This window comes from Streptomyces sp. NPDC000151, from assembly GCF_040301705.1.
Lineage (GTDB): Bacteria > Actinomycetota > Actinomycetes > Streptomycetales > Streptomycetaceae > Streptomyces.
On record NZ_JBEPFC010000032.1, the window covers coordinates 20,269 to 41,299 of the forward strand.

Consider the following 21,031-nt stretch of genomic DNA (forward strand, 5'->3'; position numbering starts at 1 on the left):
GACTCTGCCCGCACGGATGTACGGGCGTCCCGCGCCTCGCTCTCAGCGGAATCGCCTACCACGGGGTGACGGTCCGAAGCCTCCAGAACAGCGCGTCGAAGATTGGAGGGTCACGCACCTCGGTACCGGACAGTACGGCCAACACTGGGGAGGTCGATATTCCACTTTCACCGCAGGGGGAGAGATGACCGGGTCGCGCGTCCTGGCGCTGGGCCACTACCAGCCCGCCAAGGTGCTCACCAACGACGACCTGGCCGAGCTCGTCGACACCGACGACGCCTGGATCAGCAGCCGGGTGGGCATCCGTACCCGGCGCGTCGCCGCCCCCGACGAGACCGTGGACGCGATGGCCGCTGCCGCCGCCGCGAAGGCGCTCGCGACGAGCGGCCTCGCCCCGGCCGACATCGGCCTCGTGCTCGTCGCCACCTGCACGGCCACGGACCGCAGCCCGAACACGGCCGCCCGGGTGGCCGCCCGGCTCGGCATTCCGGCGGCCGCCACGATGGACGTCAACGTGGTGTGCGCGGGTTTCACCCATGCGCTGGCCACCGCCGATCACGCGATCCGGGCCGGCGCGGCACGCAGCGCGCTGGTGATCGGCGCGGAGAAGTTCACCGACGTGGTCGACTGGACGGACCGCTCGACCTGCGTCCTCGTGGGTGACGGCGCGGGCGCGGCCGTGGTGACCGCGGCGGCGGAACCGGAGATCGGCCCGGTGCTGTGGGGCTCGGTACCGGAGATGGGCGACGCGGTACGCATCGAGGGCGAGCCGGCCCGCTTCTCCCAGGAGGGCCAGACCGTGTACCGCTGGGCCACCACCCAGCTGCCGGCCATCGCGCGCCAGGTGTGCGAGCGCTCCGGCATCCGGCCGGAAGAGCTGGCCGGCGTCGTACTGCACCAGGCCAACCTGCGGATCATCGAACCGGTCGCCGAGCGCATCGGGGCGGTGAACGCGGTGATCGCCCGGGACGTCGTGGAGTCGGGCAACACCTCGGCGGCGTCCGTGCCGCTGGCCTTCTCGAAGCTGGTCGAACGGCGCGAGATCCCCTCTGGGGCGCCGGTACTCCTCTTCGGGTTCGGCGGAAACCTTTCGTACGCGGGCCAGGTCGTGCGCTGCCCGTAGGGACACCCGAGCGCCGCACCCGGTGACGTCCGAAGCGCCGCACCCGGTGATGTCCGATTCGTTCAAGACCGGCGGGGCCGCGCCTTCGTAGGCTCGAGCCATGACTGACAGGAACAGCGCACAGACCACCTCCGGGACCGCGGCGGCGCGCACCGCTCCCGCGCCCCGGTTCGCCGCGATCGGCCTGGCCGCCGCCGACATGGCGGCCTCGCTCGCCTTCTACCGGCGCCTCGGCCTGGACATCCCACCGGAGGCCGACACCGCACCGCACGCGGACGCGGCGCTGCCCGGCGGGCTGCGGCTGATGTGGGACACCCACGAGACGCTGCGCTCCATCGACCCGGACTGGACGCCGTCCTCCGGGGGCACGCCCGAGCTCGCCTTCGAGTGCGCGTCCCCGGAGGCGGTCGACGCCCTCTATGCGGAGCTGGTCGACGCCGGGTACCGCGGCACGAAGAAACCGTGGGACGCCTTCTGGGGCCAGCGTTACGCCGTCGTCCTGGACCCGGACGGCCACGGCGTCGACCTCTTCGCGCCGCTGCCCTCCTGAGGGCCCGCCCTCAGAACACCGACCACCCGGTGAGCGTCGTGAAGTGGTCCAGCGCCGCCGCCCCGGCGACCGAATTGCCGCGCGCGTCCAGACCCGGGCTCCACACGCACAGCGTGCAGCGCCCGGGGACGACCGCCACGATGCCGCCGCCCACCCCGCTCTTGGCGGGCAGCCCCACCCGGTAGGCGAACTCCCCCGCCGCGTCGTACGTACCGCAGGTCAGCATCACCGCGTTCATCCGCTTGGCGTCGCGGGCGTGCAGCAGCCGGGTGCCGTCGGCGCGCAGCCCGTGGCGAGCGAGGAAACCGCCGGCCGTGGCCAGGTCCCGGCAGCTCATCTCGATCGAACACTGCCAGAAGTAGTGCTCGATGACGCTGGGGACGGGGTTCTCCAGATTGCCGAAGCTCGCCATGAAGTGGGCCAGCGCCGCGTTCCGGTTGCCGTGCTCGGCCTCGGAACCGGCCACCGCCTGGTCGAAGGAGAGCTCCGGATTGCCGCTCTCCTCGCGCAGGAAGTCCAGCAGCGCCGTGCTGGCATCGCCGGTGAGGGTCAGCAGCCGGTCGGTGACGACCAGCGCGCCGGAGTTGAGGAAAGGATTGCGCGGGATGCCCTGCTCCCACTCCAGCTGCACCAGGGAGTTGAAGGGCGTGCCCGACGGCTCGCGCCCCACCCGCTCCCAGATGCTCTGGTCCTCCTGGGCCAGCACGAGGGCCAGGGAGAACGCCTTGGAGATGGACTGCACGGAGAACGGGACCTCCCAGTCCCCGACGCCGTAGGTCTCCCCATTGAGGTCGGTGAGCGCGATCCCGAAGCGGTCCGGCGAGACGCACTCCAGCGCGGGGATGTAGTCGGCGACCTTCCCCTGTCGCACGAGCGGCCGCGCGCGGTCCGCCACCTCCTCGAGAACGGCCTGGTAGTCCATGGCGGACACGCTATCCCGGCGCGAGGACCACCCCGAGCGGGGCTCCCGCCAGCGCCTTCACCTCGCGCGCCAGGTGTGCCTGGTCGGCGTACCCGGCGACCGCGGCGACCTGTGCGTACGGCATCCCGGAGCGGGCCAGGTCCAGGGCGCGCACCAGACGCAGCACCCGGCCGAGGGTCTTGGGGCCGTACCCGAAGGCGGCCAGGCAGCGGCGGTGCAGCTGGCGCTCGCCCACGCCGACCGCGTCGGCCAGCTCGCGCACCGGCGTGCCCCGGGCCGCGGCCCGTGCGATCAGGCCGCGTGCCGGGTCGGGCGCGACACCCGTACGCAGCCGGGCGGCGGCCGCGGCCTCCAGGGTGCGGCCGGGCGCGGCGGCGTCGATCAGTTCGTCGGTCAGCCGCCGCACCCGGTCGGCGGGCCACAGGTCGGCGAGGGGAACGCGCAGGTCACGCAGTTCATCAGCGGGCACCCCGAAGACGGCCGGACCCTGCCCCGGAGCGAAGCGCAGGCCGACGACGGGCGCCTCCGGGGCCCGCTCGGGGGCCTGCGGCAGATGGGCGCGGGTGTCCGGGCCCGCGACCAGAAGGCGGCCGTCGTACCAGATCAGATCGGTGCAGCCGTCGGGCAGCACAGGATGCGGCGCCGTTTCCGGGGTCTTGGTCCACACGGCGGCGCCGGACAGCACGGAGGGCCGCTCCCGGTACACACCTCCAGCCTGGCACGGGAACCGCCGCCGCGTCCCGGCCGTTGATCGGGTACGGCACGCACCGGGCCGGAGCAGGACGGGCGCGGTGCCTGCGAGACCGACGGACCGACGCGGAGGCAGCACATGGCGGGATTTCTGGACCGTGCCAAGGAGCAGGCGCAGCGCGGCCTGGCACAGGGCAAGCAGAAGGTGGACGAGGTGCAGCAGCAGCGCGCGGGCGCCGATCTGCTGAAGCGGCTGGGCGCGGCGTACTACGCGGAGCGGCGCGGCAGCGGCTCCCCGGAGTCGACGGCGGCGGCGCTGCAAGCACTGGAGGCGCACATCGCCACGCACGGGGACGGCTTCCTGCACGGCGCCTAGAGCGACGCCCGCGTTCCCTCGTATCCCGGGCGCGAAACCGTCCCGGTAGGGACATATGTCCAGCGTATGCCCCGTAAGCGGCCGCTTCGGCTCGCATTGGCCGCGAACTGCTGACCTCGGGCCTTCCGTTCCAGTACAAGCGTTTCAGGGCCTGTGACCGATCCGGCCGGGGTCGGGCCACAGGCTCTTACGAGGCGGTGCGCGGTCGGCGGCCGCCGTGTCACCGGAACGGGAGCCGTTCATGGCCTCACCCATGTCAGCGGACAGATTCCTCGAAGCGCTGCGGGACGAAGGGCTGCGCGTCGTCGAGGTCGGCAACTGGCGCACGCACAACCGCAACCACAAGGGCCCCTGGGGAGGGGTGCACGGCGTGATGATCCACCACACCGTGACCTCGGGCGCCGAGGAGACCGTACGGATCTGCTACGACGGCCACCCGGACCTGCCGGGCCCGCTGTGCCACGGCGTGATCACCAAGGACGGCACGGTCCATCTGGTCGGCCACGGCCGCGCGAACCACGCGGGGCTCGGCGACGGCGACGTCCTGCAGGCGGTGATCGCCGAGAAGCGGCTGCCGCCGGACAACGAGGCCGACACCGACGGCAACCGCGTCTACTACGGCTTCGAGTGCGAGAACCTCGGCGACGGCGAGGACCCGTGGCCCGACGCGCAGCTGGAGGCCGTCGAGAAGGCGGCCGCCGCGCTGTGCCGAGTGCACGGCTGGAACGAACGCTCGGTGCTCGGCCACCTGGAGTGGCAGCCGGGCAAGGTCGACCCGCGCGGCTTCACGATGGACACGCTGCGCGAGCGCATCGGGAAGCGCCTGCGGTGACAATGGGGGCGTGACCAGCACTGTCCCCGACCCGATGACGCTGCGGCCGCGCCTGCCGTCCCCGGTACAGGAGATCGAGGACGACCGGTTCGCGCGCCGCGGCGTACGCCTGCTGCTCAAGCGGGACGACCTGATACACCCCGACCTGCCGGGCAACAAGTGGCGGAAACTGGAGCCCAACCTCCGCGCCGCCGCGGCGGCCGGGGACCGCACGCTCCTCACGTTCGGCGGCGCGTACTCCAACCACCTGCGCGCCACCGCCGCCGCCGGCCGCCTCCTGGGCCTGGCCACGATAGGCGTCGTACGGGGCGAGGAGCTGGCGGACCGGCCGCTGAACCCCTCACTGGCCCGCTGCGCCGCCGACGGCATGCGGCTGCACTTCCTGGACCGCGCCCGCTACCGCCGCAAGGACGACCCCGGGCTGCTCGACGCGCTGCGCGCCCGCTTCGGGCCGTACCGCCTGGTCCCCGAGGGCGGCAGCAACGCCCTCGCCGCCCGCGGCTGCGCCGCCCTGGGCCATGAGCTCGCCGGGGCCGCCGACGTCGTGGCCGTGGCCTGCGGGACCGGCGGCACCCTCGCGGGGCTGGCCGCGGGCCTCGCCCCGGGGCAGCGGGCCCTCGGCTTCCCCGTACTGAAGGGCGGCCCCGGGCCCGCCCACTTCCTGGAAGCGGACGTGCTCCGCCTCCAGGAGGCGGCCTTCGGGGGACGGCGCGGCGACTGGCGGCTGGAGACCGCGTTCCACTGCGGCGGGTACGCCCGCAGCACGCCCGCCCTGGACGCCTTCGCGGCGGACTTCGAGGCGCGGCACGGCCTGCCGCTGGAGCGGGTCTACGTGGCGAAGATGCTGCTGGGCCTGACGACGCGTACCGAGGAGGGCGCGTTCGCGCCGGGCACCACGGTGGCCGCGGTGATCACCGGCTCGCCCTGAAACGCGGCGCGTCTCAGGGGGCGGCGCGCATCGGTCGCCCCGAGGGGCTGCGGCCCGCCCCGAAGCGCACCGCCTACTCCGGGCTCACCGTCTCCCGGTACGCCGCCGCCTCCTCCAGGTCCAGCCGGCGCAGCAGCGTCCGCAGCATCTCGTCGTCGATCCGCCGCGCGTCGCGCAGCTCCACGAAGACCGCGCGCTCCGCGCCGATCATCTCCCGGGCCAGCCGCAGGTAGGTCGCCTCCACCGACTCCCCGGTCTCCGCGTTCGGCGGCCCCAGCCGCTCCCAGACGGCGTTGCGGCGCCGCTCCAGTACGGTCCGCAGCCGGTCCTCCAGCGGCCCCGGCAGCGCGTTGCGCGAGTCCTCCAGGAGTTCCCGCAGCCGGCGCTCCGCCGCGTCCGACGCGTCGTTCTGCGCCTGCGCCTCCGCCAGCGTCTCGGCCTGCGGGTCCGGACGGGGCAGCTTCAGGAGGCGGATCAGCGGCGGCAGCGTCAGCCCCTGGACGACGAGCGTGCCGATGACGGTCGTGAAGGTCAGGAAGAGCACCAGATTGCGCGCCGGGAACGGCGCGCCGCTGTGCACCGTCAGCGGGACGGAGAAGGCGATCGCCAGCGAGACCACGCCGCGCATCCCGGCCCAGCCGACGATCACCGGCGCGGTCCAGGTCGTGTCGGACTCCCGCTCCCGGATACGGGCCGACAGCCACCGGGGCAGATACGTCGCGGGGAACACCCATACGAAGCGCGCCAGCACCACCACCCCGAAGACCAGCAGCGCGTACGTGAGCGCCTGCACCGCGCTGAACTCCCCCAGCCCGCGCACCACGACCGGCAGCTGCAGCCCGATGAGCGCGAAGACCGCGGACTCCAGCAAGAAGGAGACCATGGTCCACACCGCGGCCTCCTGGAGCCGCGTCTCGAAGCCCACCTGCCACGAGCGGTGCCCCAGGTACAGCGCGACCACCACGACGGCGAGCACCCCGGAGGCGCCGACGTGCTCGGCCACCGAGTACGCCAGGAACGGGATGAGCAGCGACAGCGTGTTCTCCAGCACCGCGGAGTCCCGCAACTTGCAGCGCAGCCAGTGCAGCGGCCCCATGAGGACCAGCCCGATCCCGATGCCGCCGACCGCCGCGATGCCGAACTCCTTCAGGCCGCCGGCCCAGGTCGCGCCCTCCCCGACGGCCGCGGCCAGCGCCACCTTGTACGCGGTGATGGCGGTGGCGTCGTTGACCAGCGACTCGCCCTGCAGGATGGTCGTGATCCGGCCGGGCAGCCGCAGCCTGCGGGCGATGGCGGTGGCCGCCACGGCGTCCGGGGGCGCGATCACCGCGCCCAGCACGAGGGCCGCGGTCAGCGGCAGGTCCGGGATGACGAGGTACGCGGCATACCCGACGGCGAGCGTCGCGAAGAGCACGTAGCCGACCGACAGCAGCGCCACCGGGCGCAGGTTGGCCCGCAGGTCCAGGTACGAGCTGTCCAGGGCGGCCGTGTGCAGCAGGGGCGGCAGCAGCAGGGGCAGCACGATGTGCGGGTCGAGGGGGTAGTCGGGGACACCGGGCAGGTAGCCCGCGCCGAGCCCGGCCGCGACGAGCAGCAGGGGCGCGGGCACCGGGGTGCGCCGCGCCAGTCCCGCGACCGCCGCGCTCCCGGCGACCAGCAACAGCAGTGGCATCACATCCATGGCACGACCCGTCCCCGCGCGTTCCGGCTAATCTGGCAATCATGAGCGAGTGCCCGCACGTTCTCGAACTGCCGCGCCCCGAACCGGCCGCACTGAGCGACACCTGTCCCGAGTGCCTCGCCGTCGGCAGCCACCCTGTGCAGCTGCGGCTCTGCCTGGTCTGCGGCCACGTCGGCTGCTGCGACTCCTCGCCGCACCGGCACGCCACGGCACACTTCGAGGCGACCGGACACCCGGTGATGCGCTCCTTCGGGGCGGGCGAGGACTGGCGCTGGTGCTTCGTCGACAAGGCCCTGGTGTGAGCGCCCTCCGGGGCGCGCGGGCCGCACGGCGCCCGACGCCGGTTGTCAGTGGCGCCCGCTAGCCTGCTCAGCATGATCCGCACTGCGACACCCGCCGACGTCCCGGCGATTCACGCCATGATCCGCGAGCTCGCGGAGTACGAACGGGCCCTGGAGTCGGCGAAGGCCACCGAAGAGCAGTTGCGCGACGCCCTGTTCGGCGCGCACCCGGCCGTCTTCGGGCTGATCGCCGAGGAGTCCGGCACCCCGGTGGGCTTTGCCCTGTGGTTCCGCAACTTCTCCACGTGGACGGGCACGCACGGTGTCTATCTGGAAGACCTGTACGTCCGCCCCGCCCATCGCGGCGGCGGACACGGCAAGTCACTGCTCGCCGCACTGGCGCAGATATGCGTCCGCCGCGGATACGGACGTTTTGAATGGTCAGTCCTGGATTGGAATGAACCGTCCATCGGTATATACAAGTCGATCGGTGCTCAGCCCATGGACGAATGGACCGTCTTCCGGCTCACTGGAGAGGCACTGCACGAGCTCGCGGCAACTGCAGATGCCAACGCAGCGTAACCAGCGCCGATTTGGCAGTGCAGACCCCTAGCCACTGTCCGTACCCGTAGGCTTACAATGAGTGACACTCGTGGGTTTGCGGGACACTGCGAGTCCCACCGTCGTGCCAGGCCGGCAGCCACGCCGATCCCGGGCGACATTGCACCGCAGATCGCGATAGCGTCACACAGCGCATGCGCTGTGCCGGGTGGCCGTTCCTTCCGCCGGGAGGATCAGGTCCGGCATGAATATCAGCTCAAACAGCTTGTGTCACCTTGGAGGTGAGGGTGTCCCAGATCGCAGGCGAGCCCGGGAATCAGGACTTCGTGGAAGTCCGGCTGCCCGCTGCGGGTGCCTACCTTTCGGTGCTGCGTACGGCCACGGCCGGACTGGCAGCCCGGTTGGACTTCACCCTCGACGAGATCGAGGATCTGCGCATCGCCGTCGACGAGGCGTGCGCGATCCTCCTGCAGCAGGCCGTCCCCGGCAGTGTGCTGAGCTGCGTCTTCCGGCTGATCGACGACGCGCTGCAGGTGACCGTATCGGCCCCCACCACCGACGGACGCGCCCCGGAGCGCGACACCTTCGCCTGGACGGTGCTCTCCGCACTGGCCGGCAAGGTCGACTCCACCGTCGCCGAGGACCAGACGGTCAGCATCAGTCTGTACAAGGAGCGCGGCGCCGGTCCCGGACCGTCATGACCGAAGAGGGGGCCCTGTGAAGGATCTGGAGCGCGGCGCGCGGATGGAGCCGAGACTGGCCATCCCCGAGCAGCAGGCCCGGCCGCACCCGATGGGCACGGACGACCTCAGCGGCCGGTTGAACGCGGCGGAGCAGGCAGAGCGGGCGGACCACATGGACCACAGCGAGCAGCAGCGGCAGCAGCAGGATCCGCAGCATCACCCTCACGATGCGCACGATCCGCACGACCGCAGTGGTGCCCGCGCGATGTTCTACGAGCTGCGCAAGCTCCCGGAGGGCTCCGACGAGCGCGCGGAGCTGCGGAACACCCTGGTCCGGATGCACCTCCCCCTGGTGGAGCATCTGGCCCGGCGCTTTCGCAACCGCGGCGAGCCGCTGGACGACCTCACCCAGGTCGCCACGATCGGCCTGATCAAGTCGGTGGACCGGTTCGACCCGGAACGCGGCGTGGAGTTCTCCACGTACGCCACCCCGACCGTGGTCGGCGAGATCAAGCGGCACTTCCGTGACAAGGGCTGGGCGGTCCGCGTGCCGCGCCGCCTGCAGGAGCTGCGGCTGTCGCTGACCACGGCGACCGCGGAGCTCTCCCAGCGGCACGGCCGTGCCCCCACGGTCCACGAGCTGGCCGAGTTCCTGCGCATCTCCGAGGAGGAGGTGCTGGAGGGCCTGGAGTCGGCGAACGCCTACAGCACCCTCTCGCTGGACGTGCCGGACACCGACGACGAGTCCCCTGCGGTCGCCGACACCCTGGGCGCCGAGGACGAGGCGCTGGAGGGTGTCGAGTACCGCGAATCCCTCAAACCGCTGCTGGAGGACCTGCCGCCGCGCGAGAAGAAGATCCTGCTGCTGCGCTTCTTCGGCAACATGACCCAGTCGCAGATCGCCCAGGAGGTCGGCATCTCCCAGATGCACGTCTCCCGGCTGCTGGCCCGCACCCTGGCCCAGCTCCGCGACAAGCTGCTGGTCGAGGAGTAGCGGACCCCCCGGCGGGGCGGGAGACCGCCGGATCAGCCGCACTCCAGACCACCACCGCGTGACACGGGCGCGGGCCGCACCGCCAGTCCTGTACGGCTCCACAGAGAGCCTCACGGGCCGGGTGCGCCCGCGCCCGTCGGCGTACGGCCTTCCGACACGCCCCGCGCAAGCCCGGCGTGCGGCGCTCCGACAAGCTCCCTGCAAGCCCCCAGTCCGGCGTACAGCCCTGCGGCGCGCCCGCGCGAGTACCGGCGTACGGCTGCGCGGCTGCCCCGGCGCACGGCGAGCGTCCGCCGCCCACGCCGCCCACGCGTCCCCCGTGGAGTCGGCTACGCGTCCTCGCGCGGCCCGATGCCCAGCGCCTCGGTGGCCGTCGGATTGACCAGCAGACCGAGGACGACGAGCGCGACGACGCCGAGGACCACGCCGCCCGCGAGCAGCGCGCCGCCGCCGTTGATCAGCGTCCAGGCCACCGGCAGCGCCACGATCTGGGTGATCAGCGAGGGCCCGCGGCTCCAGCGCCGCCGCAGCCACAGCCCGCGCGCGGAGATCAGCGGCAGCAGCGCCAGCACGATCACGGTGATCCCGCCCATCTCGGCCTGCTGGGGGCTGTCCGGCGAGCCGGTGAGCCCCTCGACCAGCATGTAGACGCCCAGGGCTGCCAGCGCGAGCCCTTCGAGTCCCGTGAGCACCGCCGCCGCGGTCAGCCGGCGCGGCCGCGGCCCGACGGGTCCGGGGGCGGGCGTGGGGGCGGCTGGGGTCCGCTTCTGCTTGCTGCTGCTCACCCCAGCAGGGTAGCGCCGGAGCCCGGCCCACCCGACGGGCAGGGGCCGGGCCCTCGTACCGACAGGGCTGGGCCCTCGTACCGACAGGTAGGTACCCTGCTCCCCATGCGTGCACTTCTCGTGGTCAACCCTGCAGCCACCACCACCAGTGCGCGCACCCGTGACGTACTGGCCCACGCGCTGGCCAGCGACCTGAAGCTGGAGGTCGCGCAGACCGAGTACCGCGGTCACGCGCGCGACCTCGCCCGCCGGGCCGCGGAGAGCGGCGAGACGGAGCTGGTGGTCGCCCTCGGCGGCGACGGGACGGTCAACGAGGTCGTCAACGGTCTGCTGACGCACGGCCCGGCCCCGGAGGCGCTGCCGCGCCTCGCCGTGGTCCCCGGCGGCTCCACCAACGTCTTCGCGCGGGCGCTCGGCCTGCCGAACGACGCCGTGGAGGCCACCGGCGCCCTCCTGGACGCGCTGCGCGACGGCAGCGAAAGAACCGTCGGGCTGGGTTTGGCCGCCGGCACACCGGACACCCAGGACGAAATGATCCCGAAGCGCTGGTTCACCTTCTGCGCGGGATTCGGCTTCGATGCCGGGGTCGTGGGGCGAGTCGAACAACAGCGCGAACGCGGCAAGCGTTCGACCCACGCGCTGTACGTACGGCAGGTAATGCGCCAATTCATGGGCGACCCGCACCGCCGGCACGGCACGATCACGCTGACCCACCCGGGTGACGAACCAGGCACGACGGAGGTGATCGAGGATCTCGTCCTGTCCATAATCTGTAACACCGCGCCCTGGACCTACCTGGGCAATCGTCCGGTCTACCCGTCTCCGCAGGCGTCCTTCGACACGGCCCTGGACGTCTTCGCGCTGACCAGGCTCTCCACCCCGGCGGTCGCCCGGTACGCCACCCAGCTGCTGGCGTCAACCCCGGACCGCGGCCCGCAGGGAAAGCACGCCGTATCGCTTCATGATCAGACGGACTTCACCTTGCATTCACAGGTTCCACTGCCCTTCCAGATGGACGGTGACCACCTGGGACTGCGTTCCAGCGTGACGTTCACAGGCGTACGCCGTGCACTGCGTGTGATTGTGTGAGCAGTAGGGCCGAAAGTCCTTTCAGTCGAACGTTTAGGCTGACTTCCACCCCCTAGAAGTACGGCTGTGACCTAGGCGACACCAAGGAATCAAAAAAAAGTTTCCGGAAGGGGTTGTATCCGCCGCCGAGGTTTGCGAGTCTCTTCATGGCGATCGGGACGGCCGCTCTTCGGCCCCCTTGAGAGCCCGAACCCCCTCCTCTTTTCCAGGACCGCACCAGCCCCTTGCGGGCGTTCGGCCCTTCCCTTGCGGAGGGATTCGTGAAAGCGTTCACATTCACAAGCAACGTTCCCGTAATACGAGGAGATGGAGCAGCCATGGACTGGCGTCACCGCGCCGTTTGCCGCGAGGAAGACCCCGAGCTCTTCTTCCCCATCGGCAACACCGGTCCTGCGCTGCTGCAGATCGAGGAAGCCAAGGCCGTCTGCCGCCGCTGCCCCGTCATGGAGCAGTGCCTGCAGTGGGCGCTCGAGTCCGGCCAGGACTCCGGCGTCTGGGGTGGTCTGAGCGAGGACGAGCGCCGCGCAATGAAGCGCCGTGCAGCTCGTAACCGGGCGCGCAACGCCAGCGCCTGAACCAGCCGCCCCGTGGCATCCGAGCCGCAGCGCGCAGTACCCCCGATGCGCTAAGCAACGTGAGCTTTGAGCCCCGGACCGTACCTCGGTCCGGGGCTTACTGCTGTCCGCGGCCGCTTCCCGGACGCCGCGGTCCGGGTCGTCGGCCGCAGCCTCTCAGTGCTTCTCCGCCCGCACCGGGATGTCCAGCACCACCTGGGTGCCGCGCCCGGGGGCCGGCAGCATGTCGAACGTGCCGCTCATCTCGCCCTCGACCAGCGTCCGGACGATCTGCAGCCCGAGGTTGCCCGCGCGCTGCGGGTCGAACCCTTCGGGCAGCCCGCGGCCGTCGTCCTGGACGGTGACCCGCAGGCGTGGCTCCGTACTGCTGCCGCCGCGCACCGCGCCCACGTCGACCGTGCCCTGCTCCCCCGGTGCGAAGGCGTGCTCCAGCGCGTTCTGGAGGACCTCGGTGAGCACCATGGACAGCGGGGTCGCGACCTCGGCGTCCAGGATTCCGAAGCGGCCGCTGCGCCGCCCGGCCACCTTTCCGGGCGAGATCTCCGCCACCATGGCCAGCACTCTGTCGGCGATCTCGTCGAACTCCACGCGCTCGTCCAGGTTCTGGGAGAGCGTCTCGTGCACGATCGCGATGGAACCCACCCTGCGGACCGCCTCGTTCAGCGCCTCGCGCCCCTGGGGCGAATCCATCCGGCGGGCCTGCAGCCGCAAGAGGGCGGCAACTGTCTGCAAGTTGTTCTTCACCCGGTGGTGGATTTCCCGGATGGTCGCGTCCTTCGTAATCAATTCGCGCTCTCGGCGTCGCAATTCGGTGACGTCGCGCAGCAGTACGAGTGAACCGATGTGGGTGCCCTTCGGTTTGAGCGGGATGGCGCGCAGTTGAATGACGCCTTCCTCGCCCTCCACCTCGAATTCGCGCGGCGCCCAGCCGCTGGCCAGTTTCACCAGGGCCTCGTCCACGGGACCGCGCGCCGGCGCCAGTTCGGCCGTGGCCCGGCCGAGGTGGTGGCCCACGAGGTCGGCCGCCAGCCCCAGACGGTGGTACGCGGAGAGCGCGTTCGGACTGGCGTACTGGACGACGCCGTCCGCGTCGAGCCGGATGAGCCCGTCACCGGCCCGCGGCGAGGCGTCCATGTCGACCTGCTGACCGGGGAACGGAAACGATCCCGCAGCGATCATCTGCGCCAGGTCGGACGCGCTCTGCAGGTAGGTGAGCTCCAGCCGGCTGGGCGTCCGTACGGTGAGCAGGTTGGTGTTCCGGGCGATCACGCCCAGCACCCGGCCCTCACGGCGTACGGGGATGGACTCCACCCGTACGGGCACTTCCTCGCGCCACTCGGGGTCGCCCTCGCGCACGATGCGGCCCTCGTCCAGCGCGGTGTCCAGCATGGGGCGGCGGCCGCGCGGCACCAGGTGGCCGACCATGTCGTCCTGGTAGGACGTCGGCCCGGTGTTCGGGCGCATCTGCGCGACGGACACGTACCGGGTGCCGTCCAGGGTGGGCACCCACAGGACGAGGTCGGCGAAGGACAGGTCGGAGAGCAGCTGCCATTCGGAGACCAGCAGGTGGAGCCACTCGAGGTCGGAGTCGCTCAGAGCGGTGTGCTGGCGGACGAGATCGTTCATGGAGGGCACGCATGCGAGCCTACCGGCGTACGGTGTATCCGTTGACCGTGCACAGGCATGGACTGATGAGCATGGTCTAGTCCACAATGAATCGGTAAAAGGCTTCCGCCCTCCCCGCACAGGAGGACGGATAGAGGACCGAGGCGCTCTCTGCCCTGACTGCGCCGCGGCCTCCGATCGGCCGGACCGGGCGCCGCGAGGAACCGCACACCTCACGGCGCACACCGGCCGATGTCAGCTCCGGGCTGCGGTGCCGGACAGGTTGAGGGTCCTGTCCCGGCGCCGCGGCCCGCGGGTGTTTCCGGGCGCGTATACAGGCGCGCGTACAGAGGCTCATACGGACGGCCCCCGCTCCCCCGAGGAGCGGGGGCCGTCGGCGTTTGTGCAGGTGAAGCGGGGTTCCGAGGTCTGCGGTAGCCCGTCGGGCGGGGAGCGCGGAGCATGGAATCGCGGTGGCGTGTGCGGCTGTGCGCCAAGGGCGCCACGGGGCCGCGACGCCGCTGCTAGAGTGGTCTATACCACTTGCCCCCTCTCCAGAACGGCAGGCCCAGCGTGGAAGTTGTCATCGTCCCGGATGCCAAGGAAGGCGGCGAGCTGATCGCCGAGGCCATGGCCGCCCTGCTGAGGCACAAGCCCGACGCGCTGCTCGGCGTGGCCACCGGCTCGACCCCGCTCCCCATCTACGAAGCGCTCGCGCACAAGGTCGCGGCGGGGGCCGTGGACGCCTCACGGGCCCGTATCTGCCAGCTCGACGAGTACGTGGGACTGCCCGCGGGCCACCCCGAGTCCTACCGTTCCGTGGTGCTGCGTGAGGTCGTCGCGCCGCTCGGCCTGGACGCGGACTCCTTCATGGGCCCGGACGGCGCCGCCGAGGACCTCCAGGCGGCCTGTGACGCCTACGACCGCGCCCTGGCCGAGGCCGGCGGCGTGGACCTCCAGCTGCTGGGTATCGGCACCGACGGGCACATCGGCTTCAACGAGCCGTGCTCCTCGCTCGCCTCCCGTACGCGTATCAAGACGCTGACGCAGCGGACCCGGGAGGACAACGCCCGGTTCTTCGACAGCCTCGACGAGGTGCCGCACCACGTCATCACCCAGGGCATCGGGACCATTCTGGAGGCCCGTCACCTGGTGCTGCTGGCCACGGGCGAGGGCAAGGCGGACGCGGTGGCCCAGACCGTGGAGGGTCCGGTGGCCGCGCTGGTACCGGCCTCCGCGCTGCAGTTGCACCCGCACGCGACGGTGGTCGTCGACGAAGCGGCGGCCTCCAAGCTCAAGCTCGCGGACTACTTCCGCGCGACGTACGCGGCCAAGCCGGAGTGGCAGGGGCTGTAGGGCTGCTCGTACGGAACGCACAGGTGCCGAGCCCCGCGGGGCTCGGCACCTGTGCGTTTGCCGCGGCCTCAGCCGCCCGTGATCACCTCCGCGGCCGCGAGGCCGCAGACGCGGGCGGCCCCGTGCGTCGCGATGTGCAGCGCTCCGGTGGGCGGCGCCTGCGGTACTCCCATCTCGACCACGACGGTGTTGGGCCGGGCGGCGATGAGAGCGGCGAGGGCGTCGGCCATCCAGGGGTGCCGGTGAACGTCGCGTACTACTGCGACGATCTTGCGATCCGCCGCGGCCCGCAGCACCTTCGCGATCAGTGCGGAGGTACCGGCCTCCTCGGCGTCGGCGGGGCCGTAACTGCCGGTCGCGGTGGAGGGCAGCAGCCGCTCCAGCTCGGCCGCGACGCCCCAGGGCGTCTCGTCGCCGACCGCGATGTTGGCGACGGGCGTGAAGGCCGCGACATACGCGGGCGTACGCAACGGCTCGTACGCGCCTTCGGCCGCCGTCACCCGTAGGGCCCGCCGGGCCGCCCGGAGCCCCACGTCCGGGTCTTCCGCTCCCCCGTGTGCGCGTGCCGAGGACCGCCCGGCGTCGCGCGTCCAGCGGGCCAGGGCGCGGACCCGGCCTGCCGCCTCGGCCAGGCGCTCCTCGGTGAGCGCGCCGGAGCGCACGGCGCTCACCAGCGCGTCGCGGAGGCGGAGGACGGTCGCCTCGTCGGCCAGTCCGCCGCCGACGCAGATGGCGTCGGCACCGGCGGCGACGGCGAGCACGCTGCCGCGTTCGATGCCGTACGTGGCGGCGATGGCCCGCATCTCCACGGCGTCGGTGACGATCAGGCCGTCGAAGCCGAGGCCGCCCGCCGCGACGGGCGCGCGCAGCAGTCCGTGCAGGGCGGCCGGGCTGAGCGTGGCGGGCAGGTCGCCGTCGAGGGCGGGCACGAGGATGTGCGCGCTCATGACGGCCTTGGTGCCGGCCGCGACGGCCGCCTTGAAGGGCACGAGTTCGCGGGCGTGCAGGGTGTCGCGCCCTGCGTCGATGCGCGGCAGGTCGTGGTGGGAGTCGACGGCGGTGTCGCCGTGGCCGGGGAAGTGCTTGGTGCAGGCGGCGACGCCGGCGGACTGCATGCCCTGGACGTAGGCGGCGGTGTGCCGGGCGACCAGGTGCGGGTCGGAGCCGAAGGAGCGTACGCCGATGACGGGGTTGCCGGGGTTGGAGTTGACGTCGGCGCTGGGGGCCCAGTTGAGGTTGATGCCGCAGTCGGCGAGGCGGCGGCCCAGCTCGCGGGCGACGGCGCGGGTGAGGCCGGTGTCGTCGACGGCGCCGAGGGCGAGGTTGCCGGGGAAGGAGGAGCCGCCGCGTACTTCGAGGCGGGTGACGTCGCCGCCTTCCTCGTCGATGGCGATCAGGAGGCCGTCGGTCTCGGCGCGGAGGCGGGCGTTGAGGGCGGCGAGCTGTTCGGGGGTGTGGACGTTGCGTCCGAACAGGCCGACGGAGGTGAGGCCCTCGCCGAGCCGGCGCAGCAGCCAGTCCGGCGCTTCGGTCCCGGTGAATCCCGGCTGGAGTACGGCCAGCGCGTCGCGGGTGAGGGTGTCGGCGGAGCGTACGAGCGTCGTCATGGAGCTGCGTGTCCCTTCACGGCGCGTGAACGAGCGGGCGGGCGGACGGCGGTACGGGACCGGGGCGGGCCGCACCGAGCGGTACGGGACCGGGAGCGGCCTTCATCAGACCGCAGACCGGCGGCGCCGGCGCGGAGGCAGGCGGGCGTCCGCGTCATCCCTTCACCGCGCCCGAGGTGAGGCCGCCGACCGCTTTGCGCTGCAGGAAGAGGAAGAGGATCAGGATGGGGAGGGCGAAGAGGGAGGCGGCGGCCATGGTGGCGCCCCAGTCGTCGCCGAAGTTGGTCTGGAAGCCGGAGAGCCACAGGGGCAGGGTCTGGGCCTCGGTCTGCTTGTTGAGGATGAGGACGAGGGGGAATTCGTTCCAGGCGGTGATGAAGCCGAAGAGCGAGGTGGCCATCAGCCCGGGGGCGAGCAGCGGGAGGATGATCCTGACGAACGCCTGGGGGCGGGAGCAGCCGTCGACCATGGCGGATTCCTCCAGCTCCTTGGGGACGGCCGCGATGTAGCCGCGGAGGGTGAGGATCGTAAAGGGCAGCACCATGACCATGTAGAAGAACGTGAGGGGCAGCAGGCTGTTCAGCATGGAGCCGTCCCGGACGATCATGTAGATCGCGATGACCATCACTTCCCAGGGCGCCATCTGGGCGATCATGAAGGTGACGATCACGCCGCGGCGGCCCTTGAAGCGCATCCGTGCGATCGCGAAGGACGCGAGCATGGCGATCACGAGCGACATGCCCACGGCGAGGACCGTGACGGTGACGGAGTTGCCGACGTATCGCCAGAAGTGCGGGGCGCCGACGGCGGTGCGGAAGTGTTCGAGGGTCGGGGTGAGCGGGAACCACACGGGGTCCTCGCTGATGATGTCGCCGGTCGGCTTCAGCGCCGTACTGAACATCCAGTAGACGGGGAAGAGGAAGCCGGCGGTCAGGACCAGGGCCGTGGCGTTGGGCCAGACGCGGCCGAAGAGAGTGCGTTTCATCGCTCGTCCTTCTCTTGCCGGAGCACGATCCGGAGGTAGTACGAGGTCAGTACGAGCAGGATGAGGATGGTCAGCAGCGAGATGGCCGCGCCCATGCCGTAGTGCTGGTTGCCCATGCCCTCGATGAAGGCGTAGACGGGGAGGATCTCGGTGAGCCGGTCCGGGCCGCCCTCGTTGATGGCGAACACCTGGGTGAAGGCTTTGAACACCCAGATGACTTCGAGGAAGGTCGTCGCGTAGAGGAACGGCCTGATGAAGGGCAGGGTGACCGAGGTGAAGCTCTTCCACACGCCGGCGCCGTCGAGGGCGGCCGCTTCGTAGAGCTCCGTGGGGATGGTGGTCGTCGCGGCGTAGAGGTTGACGGCGACGAAGGGCACGGACTGCCAGACGACCAGGACGGTGATGACGAAGAAGGTGGAGAACTGGCTGCCGGTCCAGTTGAAGTCCGCCATGTCGTGCCACCCGAGCCGGTCCAGTACCCAGTTGACGACGCCGAAGCGCTGGGCGAAGAGCCACTGGTAGACGGTGGTGGCGGCGATGACGGGCATGGCCCAGGCCAGGACGAGCCCGAACATGAGGGTGAGCCGCATACGGGGGCCGAGCCGGGCCAGGAGCAGGCCGATGAGGGTGCCGATGCCCATCGTGAGGGCGACGTTGGCAGCGGTGAAGAGGAGAGAGCGGAGGGAGACCCGCCAGAATTCCGCGTTGCCGAGGATCTGCCGGTAGTTGTCGGTGCCGTTCCATTCGGTGGCGTGCCGGATGAGCTGCCCCATGTTGAGGTTCTGGAACGACAGCGCGCCGTTGGTGATCAGGGGGTAGCCGAGGAAGACCGCGGTGACGGCGAGCGCGGGCAGCAGCAGGAGGTACGGCGCGCGGCCGGCCGTCCGCGCGCGTGGCCGCAGCGGTGGCCGGGGCGGGCCGCCGGTCCCCCCGTTCCCGGCGGTGCCGGGCGTTTTCCCGGCCCGTCTGCTCTGCACTGACATGGCTGCCATCTCTTCTCGCGCCCTCCCCGGCGACGCTCCTGCCGGGGGACGGAGCGGTCCCCCGGCAGGAGCCGGTGCCTACTGCTGCTGGCTGAGCCGCTTGTTGAATTCGCCCTCGACCTGCTGGGCGGCGTCCGCGGCGTCCTTTCCGTTCAGGACGGCGGTCATGTACGTCCTGATCGGGTTGGGCGGGTTCTCCACGGCGCCCCATTCCGGGATGAGCGGGGTGGTGCCGCCGCCGGCGACGGCGGGCGCCGCCGCCTCGGCCGCGGGGTTGCCCTTCAGGGCGCTCTGCAGCGACTCCTTGTTGGGGATGACGCCGCCTTCCCGGGCGAGCTGTCCCTCGTACTTGTCGGAGAGCGCGACCTTCAGGAACTTCTTGGCCAGGTCCTGCTTCTGGCTGCCGGCGGCGACGGCGAGGTTGGAGCCCCCGAGGAAGACGCCTTCCGGCGTGCCGGCGGTCTCACCGGGGATGGTGAAGTAGCCGATGTCCTTCTCGATCTTCGGGTTGGCCTTGATGGCGATCCCGGACTCCCAGCCCATGCCGATGAACGCGCCGGTCTTCCCCTTGGCGAAGACCTCGCCCTGCTGCGGGGTGGCCTCGTCCTTGTCCTTCGGGGCCTTGCTGAAGGACTGGTACTGCTTGTAGATGTCCATGGCCTTGGCGACCTTGGGGTCGGCGAGGTTGGAGACCCACTTGCCGCCCTGCTTCTTGACCAGGTCGGCCTTGGTGCCGATGGTCAGGCCGTCGAAGAAGTACCAGTTCTGGCCGGGCATGTAGAGCGGCTCGGCGTCGGTCTTCTTCCGGATCAGGTCCAGGTCCTTGAAGAACTCGGTGCGGGTCTTCGGCGTGTCCTCGATGCCGGCCTCGGCCCAGATCTTCTTGTTGTAGACGACGACGCGGTTGGCGGCGAACCAGGGGGCGGCGTACTGCTTGCCCTGGTAGACGGCCGACTTGTTCAGGGCCGGCGTCCAGTCGGCGCCGATCCCCTTCTTCAGGTCGTCCAGTTCGGCCAGGCCGGAGGTCTTGGCGTAGGCGGAGGTCTGGGTGTTGCCGACCTCGATGACGTCCGGCGGGTTCTCCTCGGAGAGCGCGGTGGTGATCTTCTGCTGAATACCGTTCCACTTCTGGATCTCGATGTTCAGCTTCGCGCCGGTCTTCTTCTCGAAGGCGGCCGTGACGTCCTTCGTCCAGCCCGGCGGGGTGGAGCCGTCCATGACCCATATGGTGAGGCTCTTGTCGTCCGCCCCCGCCGACGTGCCGGACCCGCAGGCCGCGACACTTACCAGCATTCCCGCGACTGCCGTCGCCGCGATCAGCCCACGCTTCACAGCACACTCCCCTAATGGCTGGGTGTGGTCTTTAATGGTTTAGACCAGTGCCCGCAGCTTGGCCTAGACCTTTAGGGGTGTCAAGAGGTGTATAAGAGTCGCAGTCGGCTCCGTTACCGGACCGACATCCGGCAGGCGCGGACCTGCGAGGGAGCATCGGCACCCCACCCGTGCCACGATGTGAGCCGCTACGCATGGAGGAGCCGGTGACGACAGCACGAGTGGAGTCGGAAGGGCGGGTCATGGAGACCGACGGGGCCGGCGCGGAGTCCGGCAGCGGAACCGCACGCACCGCGCGGGTGCCCAAGTACTACCGGCTCAAGCGGCATTTGCTGGAGATCACCGAGACGCTGCCGCCGGGCACCCCCGTACCGCCCGAGCGCACGCTGGCCTCGGAGTTCGACACCTCACGGACGACCGTGCGGCAGGCCCTGCAGGAACTGGTCGTCGAGGGACGGCTGGAACGCATCCAGGGCAAGGGCACCTTCGTCGCCAAGCCCAAGGTCTCCCAGGCGCTGCAACTGACCTCCTACACCGAGGACATGCGCGCCCAGGGCCTGGAACCCACCTCGCAGCTGCTGGACATCGGATACGTCACGGCCGACGACCGGCTGGCCGGGCTGCTGGACATCGCGGCGGGCGGCCGGGTGCTGCGCATCGAACGGCTGCGGCTGGCCAGCGGCGAGCCGATGGCCATCGAGACCACGCACCTGTCGGCCAAGCGCTTCCCCGCCCTGCGCCGCAATCTGGTCAAGTACACCTCGCTCTACACCGCGCTCGCCGAGGTCTACGACGTCCGCCCGGCGGAGGCCGAGGAGACCATCGAGACGTCCCTCGCCACCCCGCGCGAGGCCACGCTGCTGGGCACGGACGTGGGCCTGCCGATGCTGATGCTCTCCCGGCACTCCCTGGACCCCCAGGGCGAACCGGTGGAGTGGGTGCGCTCGGTGTACCGCGGCGACCGGTACAAGTTCGTGGCGCGCCTGCAGCGGCCGAACGACTAGCGGCACGGAGCCGGGCGCGGCCGTACGGGCGGCGGGCGAAAGCCGTCGTACGGGGCGGGAGAAGCGGAAGCACACATCCCCGTCACCCG

The 21,031-nt window shown here is 71.2% G+C and carries 22 protein-coding genes; 13 read left to right on the forward strand and 9 right to left on the reverse strand.

Annotation, left to right across the window (positions count from 1 at the left end; all coding sequences use genetic code 11):
• Positions 1–184 precede the first annotated feature (184 nt).
• Together ABT381_RS12595 and ABT381_RS12600 are read left to right on the forward strand one after the other, a co-directional pair.
• Complete coding sequence (locus tag ABT381_RS12595) at positions 185–1,123, forward strand: beta-ketoacyl-ACP synthase III (RefSeq protein WP_351591932.1); 939 nt, start codon at positions 185–187, stop codon at positions 1,121–1,123.
• 100 nt (positions 1,124–1,223) lie between these two features.
• The gene (locus ABT381_RS12600; RefSeq protein WP_351591935.1) at positions 1,224–1,673 is read left to right on the forward strand and encodes a VOC family protein; all 450 of its coding nucleotides are present in this window, start codon (positions 1,224–1,226) and stop codon (positions 1,671–1,673) included.
• A gap of 10 nt (positions 1,674–1,683) precedes the next feature.
• Here ABT381_RS12600 and ABT381_RS12605 read toward each other — a convergent pair whose 3' ends face one another.
• Entirely contained in the window at positions 1,684–2,595 is a 912-nt protein-coding gene (locus ABT381_RS12605; RefSeq protein ID WP_351591938.1) for a glutaminase, read from the reverse strand.
• Positions 2,596–2,605: 10 nt separating this feature from the next.
• Positions 2,606–3,301, reverse strand: coding sequence for a helix-turn-helix transcriptional regulator (locus ABT381_RS12610; protein ID WP_351591941.1), 696 nt, complete (start codon positions 3,299–3,301; stop codon positions 2,606–2,608).
• A gap of 123 nt (positions 3,302–3,424) precedes the next feature.
• On the opposite strand from ABT381_RS12610, the gene ABT381_RS12615 reads away from it, so the two are divergent.
• The 3 genes from ABT381_RS12615 to ABT381_RS12625 all read left to right on the forward strand — a co-directional run bounded on the left by ABT381_RS12615 (position 3,425) and on the right by ABT381_RS12625 (position 5,421).
• Complete coding sequence (locus ABT381_RS12615; RefSeq protein ID WP_351591943.1) at positions 3,425–3,661, forward strand: hypothetical protein; 237 nt, start codon at positions 3,425–3,427, stop codon at positions 3,659–3,661.
• A 241-nt stretch (positions 3,662–3,902) separates the two neighbouring features.
• Positions 3,903–4,493: an N-acetylmuramoyl-L-alanine amidase gene (locus ABT381_RS12620; protein ID WP_351591945.1), complete on the forward strand. Its 591-nt coding sequence runs from the start codon at positions 3,903–3,905 to the stop codon at positions 4,491–4,493.
• Between the two features lie 34 nt (positions 4,494–4,527).
• Positions 4,528–5,421, forward strand: a complete 894-nt coding sequence (locus ABT381_RS12625; RefSeq protein WP_351592005.1) for a 1-aminocyclopropane-1-carboxylate deaminase/D-cysteine desulfhydrase — start codon at positions 4,528–4,530, stop codon at positions 5,419–5,421.
• A 73-nt stretch (positions 5,422–5,494) separates the two neighbouring features.
• Here the strand turns inward: ABT381_RS12625 and ABT381_RS12630 are convergent, their stop codons facing one another.
• Positions 5,495–7,102 (reverse strand): Na+/H+ antiporter, encoded by a 1,608-nt coding sequence (locus ABT381_RS12630; RefSeq protein ID WP_351591948.1) that lies wholly within the window; start codon positions 7,100–7,102, stop codon positions 5,495–5,497.
• Between the two features lie 41 nt (positions 7,103–7,143).
• Between ABT381_RS12630 and ABT381_RS12635 the strand changes: the two genes are divergently transcribed.
• From ABT381_RS12635 to ABT381_RS12650, 4 genes are all read left to right on the forward strand, one after another.
• Positions 7,144–7,404 carry a UBP-type zinc finger domain-containing protein gene (locus tag ABT381_RS12635; RefSeq protein ID WP_351591950.1) on the forward strand — a complete coding sequence of 87 codons (261 nt, stop codon included), beginning with the start codon at positions 7,144–7,146 and terminating at the stop codon, positions 7,402–7,404.
• Between the two features lie 72 nt (positions 7,405–7,476).
• Positions 7,477–7,965 (forward strand): GNAT family N-acetyltransferase, encoded by a 489-nt coding sequence (locus tag ABT381_RS12640; RefSeq protein WP_351591953.1) that lies wholly within the window; start codon positions 7,477–7,479, stop codon positions 7,963–7,965.
• Positions 7,966–8,231: 266 nt separating this feature from the next.
• Entirely contained in the window at positions 8,232–8,645 is a 414-nt protein-coding gene (locus ABT381_RS12645; RefSeq protein ID WP_030264314.1) for an ATP-binding protein, read from the forward strand.
• 43 nt (positions 8,646–8,688) lie between these two features.
• Positions 8,689–9,621: an RNA polymerase sigma factor SigF gene (locus ABT381_RS12650; protein ID WP_351592008.1), complete on the forward strand. Its 933-nt coding sequence runs from the start codon at positions 8,689–8,691 to the stop codon at positions 9,619–9,621.
• A gap of 329 nt (positions 9,622–9,950) precedes the next feature.
• Here ABT381_RS12650 and ABT381_RS12655 read toward each other — a convergent pair whose 3' ends face one another.
• Positions 9,951–10,406 (reverse strand): hypothetical protein, encoded by a 456-nt coding sequence (locus ABT381_RS12655; protein ID WP_351591956.1) that lies wholly within the window; start codon positions 10,404–10,406, stop codon positions 9,951–9,953.
• Positions 10,407–10,511: 105 nt separating this feature from the next.
• Between ABT381_RS12655 and ABT381_RS12660 the strand changes: the two genes are divergently transcribed.
• Both ABT381_RS12660 and ABT381_RS12665 read left to right on the forward strand, forming a co-directional pair.
• Positions 10,512–11,495 carry a diacylglycerol/lipid kinase family protein gene (locus ABT381_RS12660; protein ID WP_351591959.1) on the forward strand — a complete coding sequence of 328 codons (984 nt, stop codon included), beginning with the start codon at positions 10,512–10,514 and terminating at the stop codon, positions 11,493–11,495.
• 317 nt (positions 11,496–11,812) lie between these two features.
• Positions 11,813–12,070: a WhiB family transcriptional regulator gene (locus tag ABT381_RS12665; protein ID WP_003983230.1), complete on the forward strand. Its 258-nt coding sequence runs from the start codon at positions 11,813–11,815 to the stop codon at positions 12,068–12,070.
• A 156-nt stretch (positions 12,071–12,226) separates the two neighbouring features.
• On the opposite strand, the gene ABT381_RS12670 is transcribed toward ABT381_RS12665, so the two are convergent.
• Positions 12,227–13,696, reverse strand: coding sequence for a sensor histidine kinase (locus ABT381_RS12670; protein ID WP_351592011.1), 1,470 nt, complete (start codon positions 13,694–13,696; stop codon positions 12,227–12,229).
• 552 nt (positions 13,697–14,248) lie between these two features.
• Between ABT381_RS12670 and nagB the strand changes: the two genes are divergently transcribed.
• Complete coding sequence (gene nagB, locus ABT381_RS12675) at positions 14,249–15,031, forward strand: glucosamine-6-phosphate deaminase (protein WP_351591962.1); 783 nt, start codon at positions 14,249–14,251, stop codon at positions 15,029–15,031.
• Between the two features lie 68 nt (positions 15,032–15,099).
• Here the strand turns inward: nagB and ABT381_RS12680 are convergent, their stop codons facing one another.
• The 4 genes from ABT381_RS12680 to ABT381_RS12695 form a co-directional block, all read right to left on the reverse strand.
• Complete coding sequence (locus ABT381_RS12680; RefSeq protein WP_351591965.1) at positions 15,100–16,638, reverse strand: glycoside hydrolase family 3 protein; 1,539 nt, start codon at positions 16,636–16,638, stop codon at positions 15,100–15,102.
• Positions 16,639–16,792: 154 nt separating this feature from the next.
• Positions 16,793–17,623 carry a carbohydrate ABC transporter permease gene (locus tag ABT381_RS12685; protein ID WP_351591968.1) on the reverse strand — a complete coding sequence of 277 codons (831 nt, stop codon included), beginning with the start codon at positions 17,621–17,623 and terminating at the stop codon, positions 16,793–16,795.
• Entirely contained in the window at positions 17,620–18,606 is a 987-nt protein-coding gene (locus ABT381_RS12690) for a carbohydrate ABC transporter permease (RefSeq protein WP_467754577.1), read from the reverse strand. Before ABT381_RS12690 ends, ABT381_RS12685 begins: the two co-directional genes overlap by 4 nt.
• A 78-nt stretch (positions 18,607–18,684) precedes the next feature.
• Positions 18,685–19,938, reverse strand: a complete 1,254-nt coding sequence (locus ABT381_RS12695) for an extracellular solute-binding protein (protein ID WP_351591974.1) — start codon at positions 19,936–19,938, stop codon at positions 18,685–18,687.
• Positions 19,939–20,180: 242 nt separating this feature from the next.
• Between ABT381_RS12695 and ABT381_RS12700 the strand changes: the two genes are divergently transcribed.
• On the forward strand, positions 20,181–20,942 hold the full coding sequence (locus ABT381_RS12700) for a GntR family transcriptional regulator (RefSeq protein ID WP_351592014.1): 762 nt from the start codon (positions 20,181–20,183) through the stop codon (positions 20,940–20,942).
• Positions 20,943–21,031 lie beyond the last annotated feature (89 nt).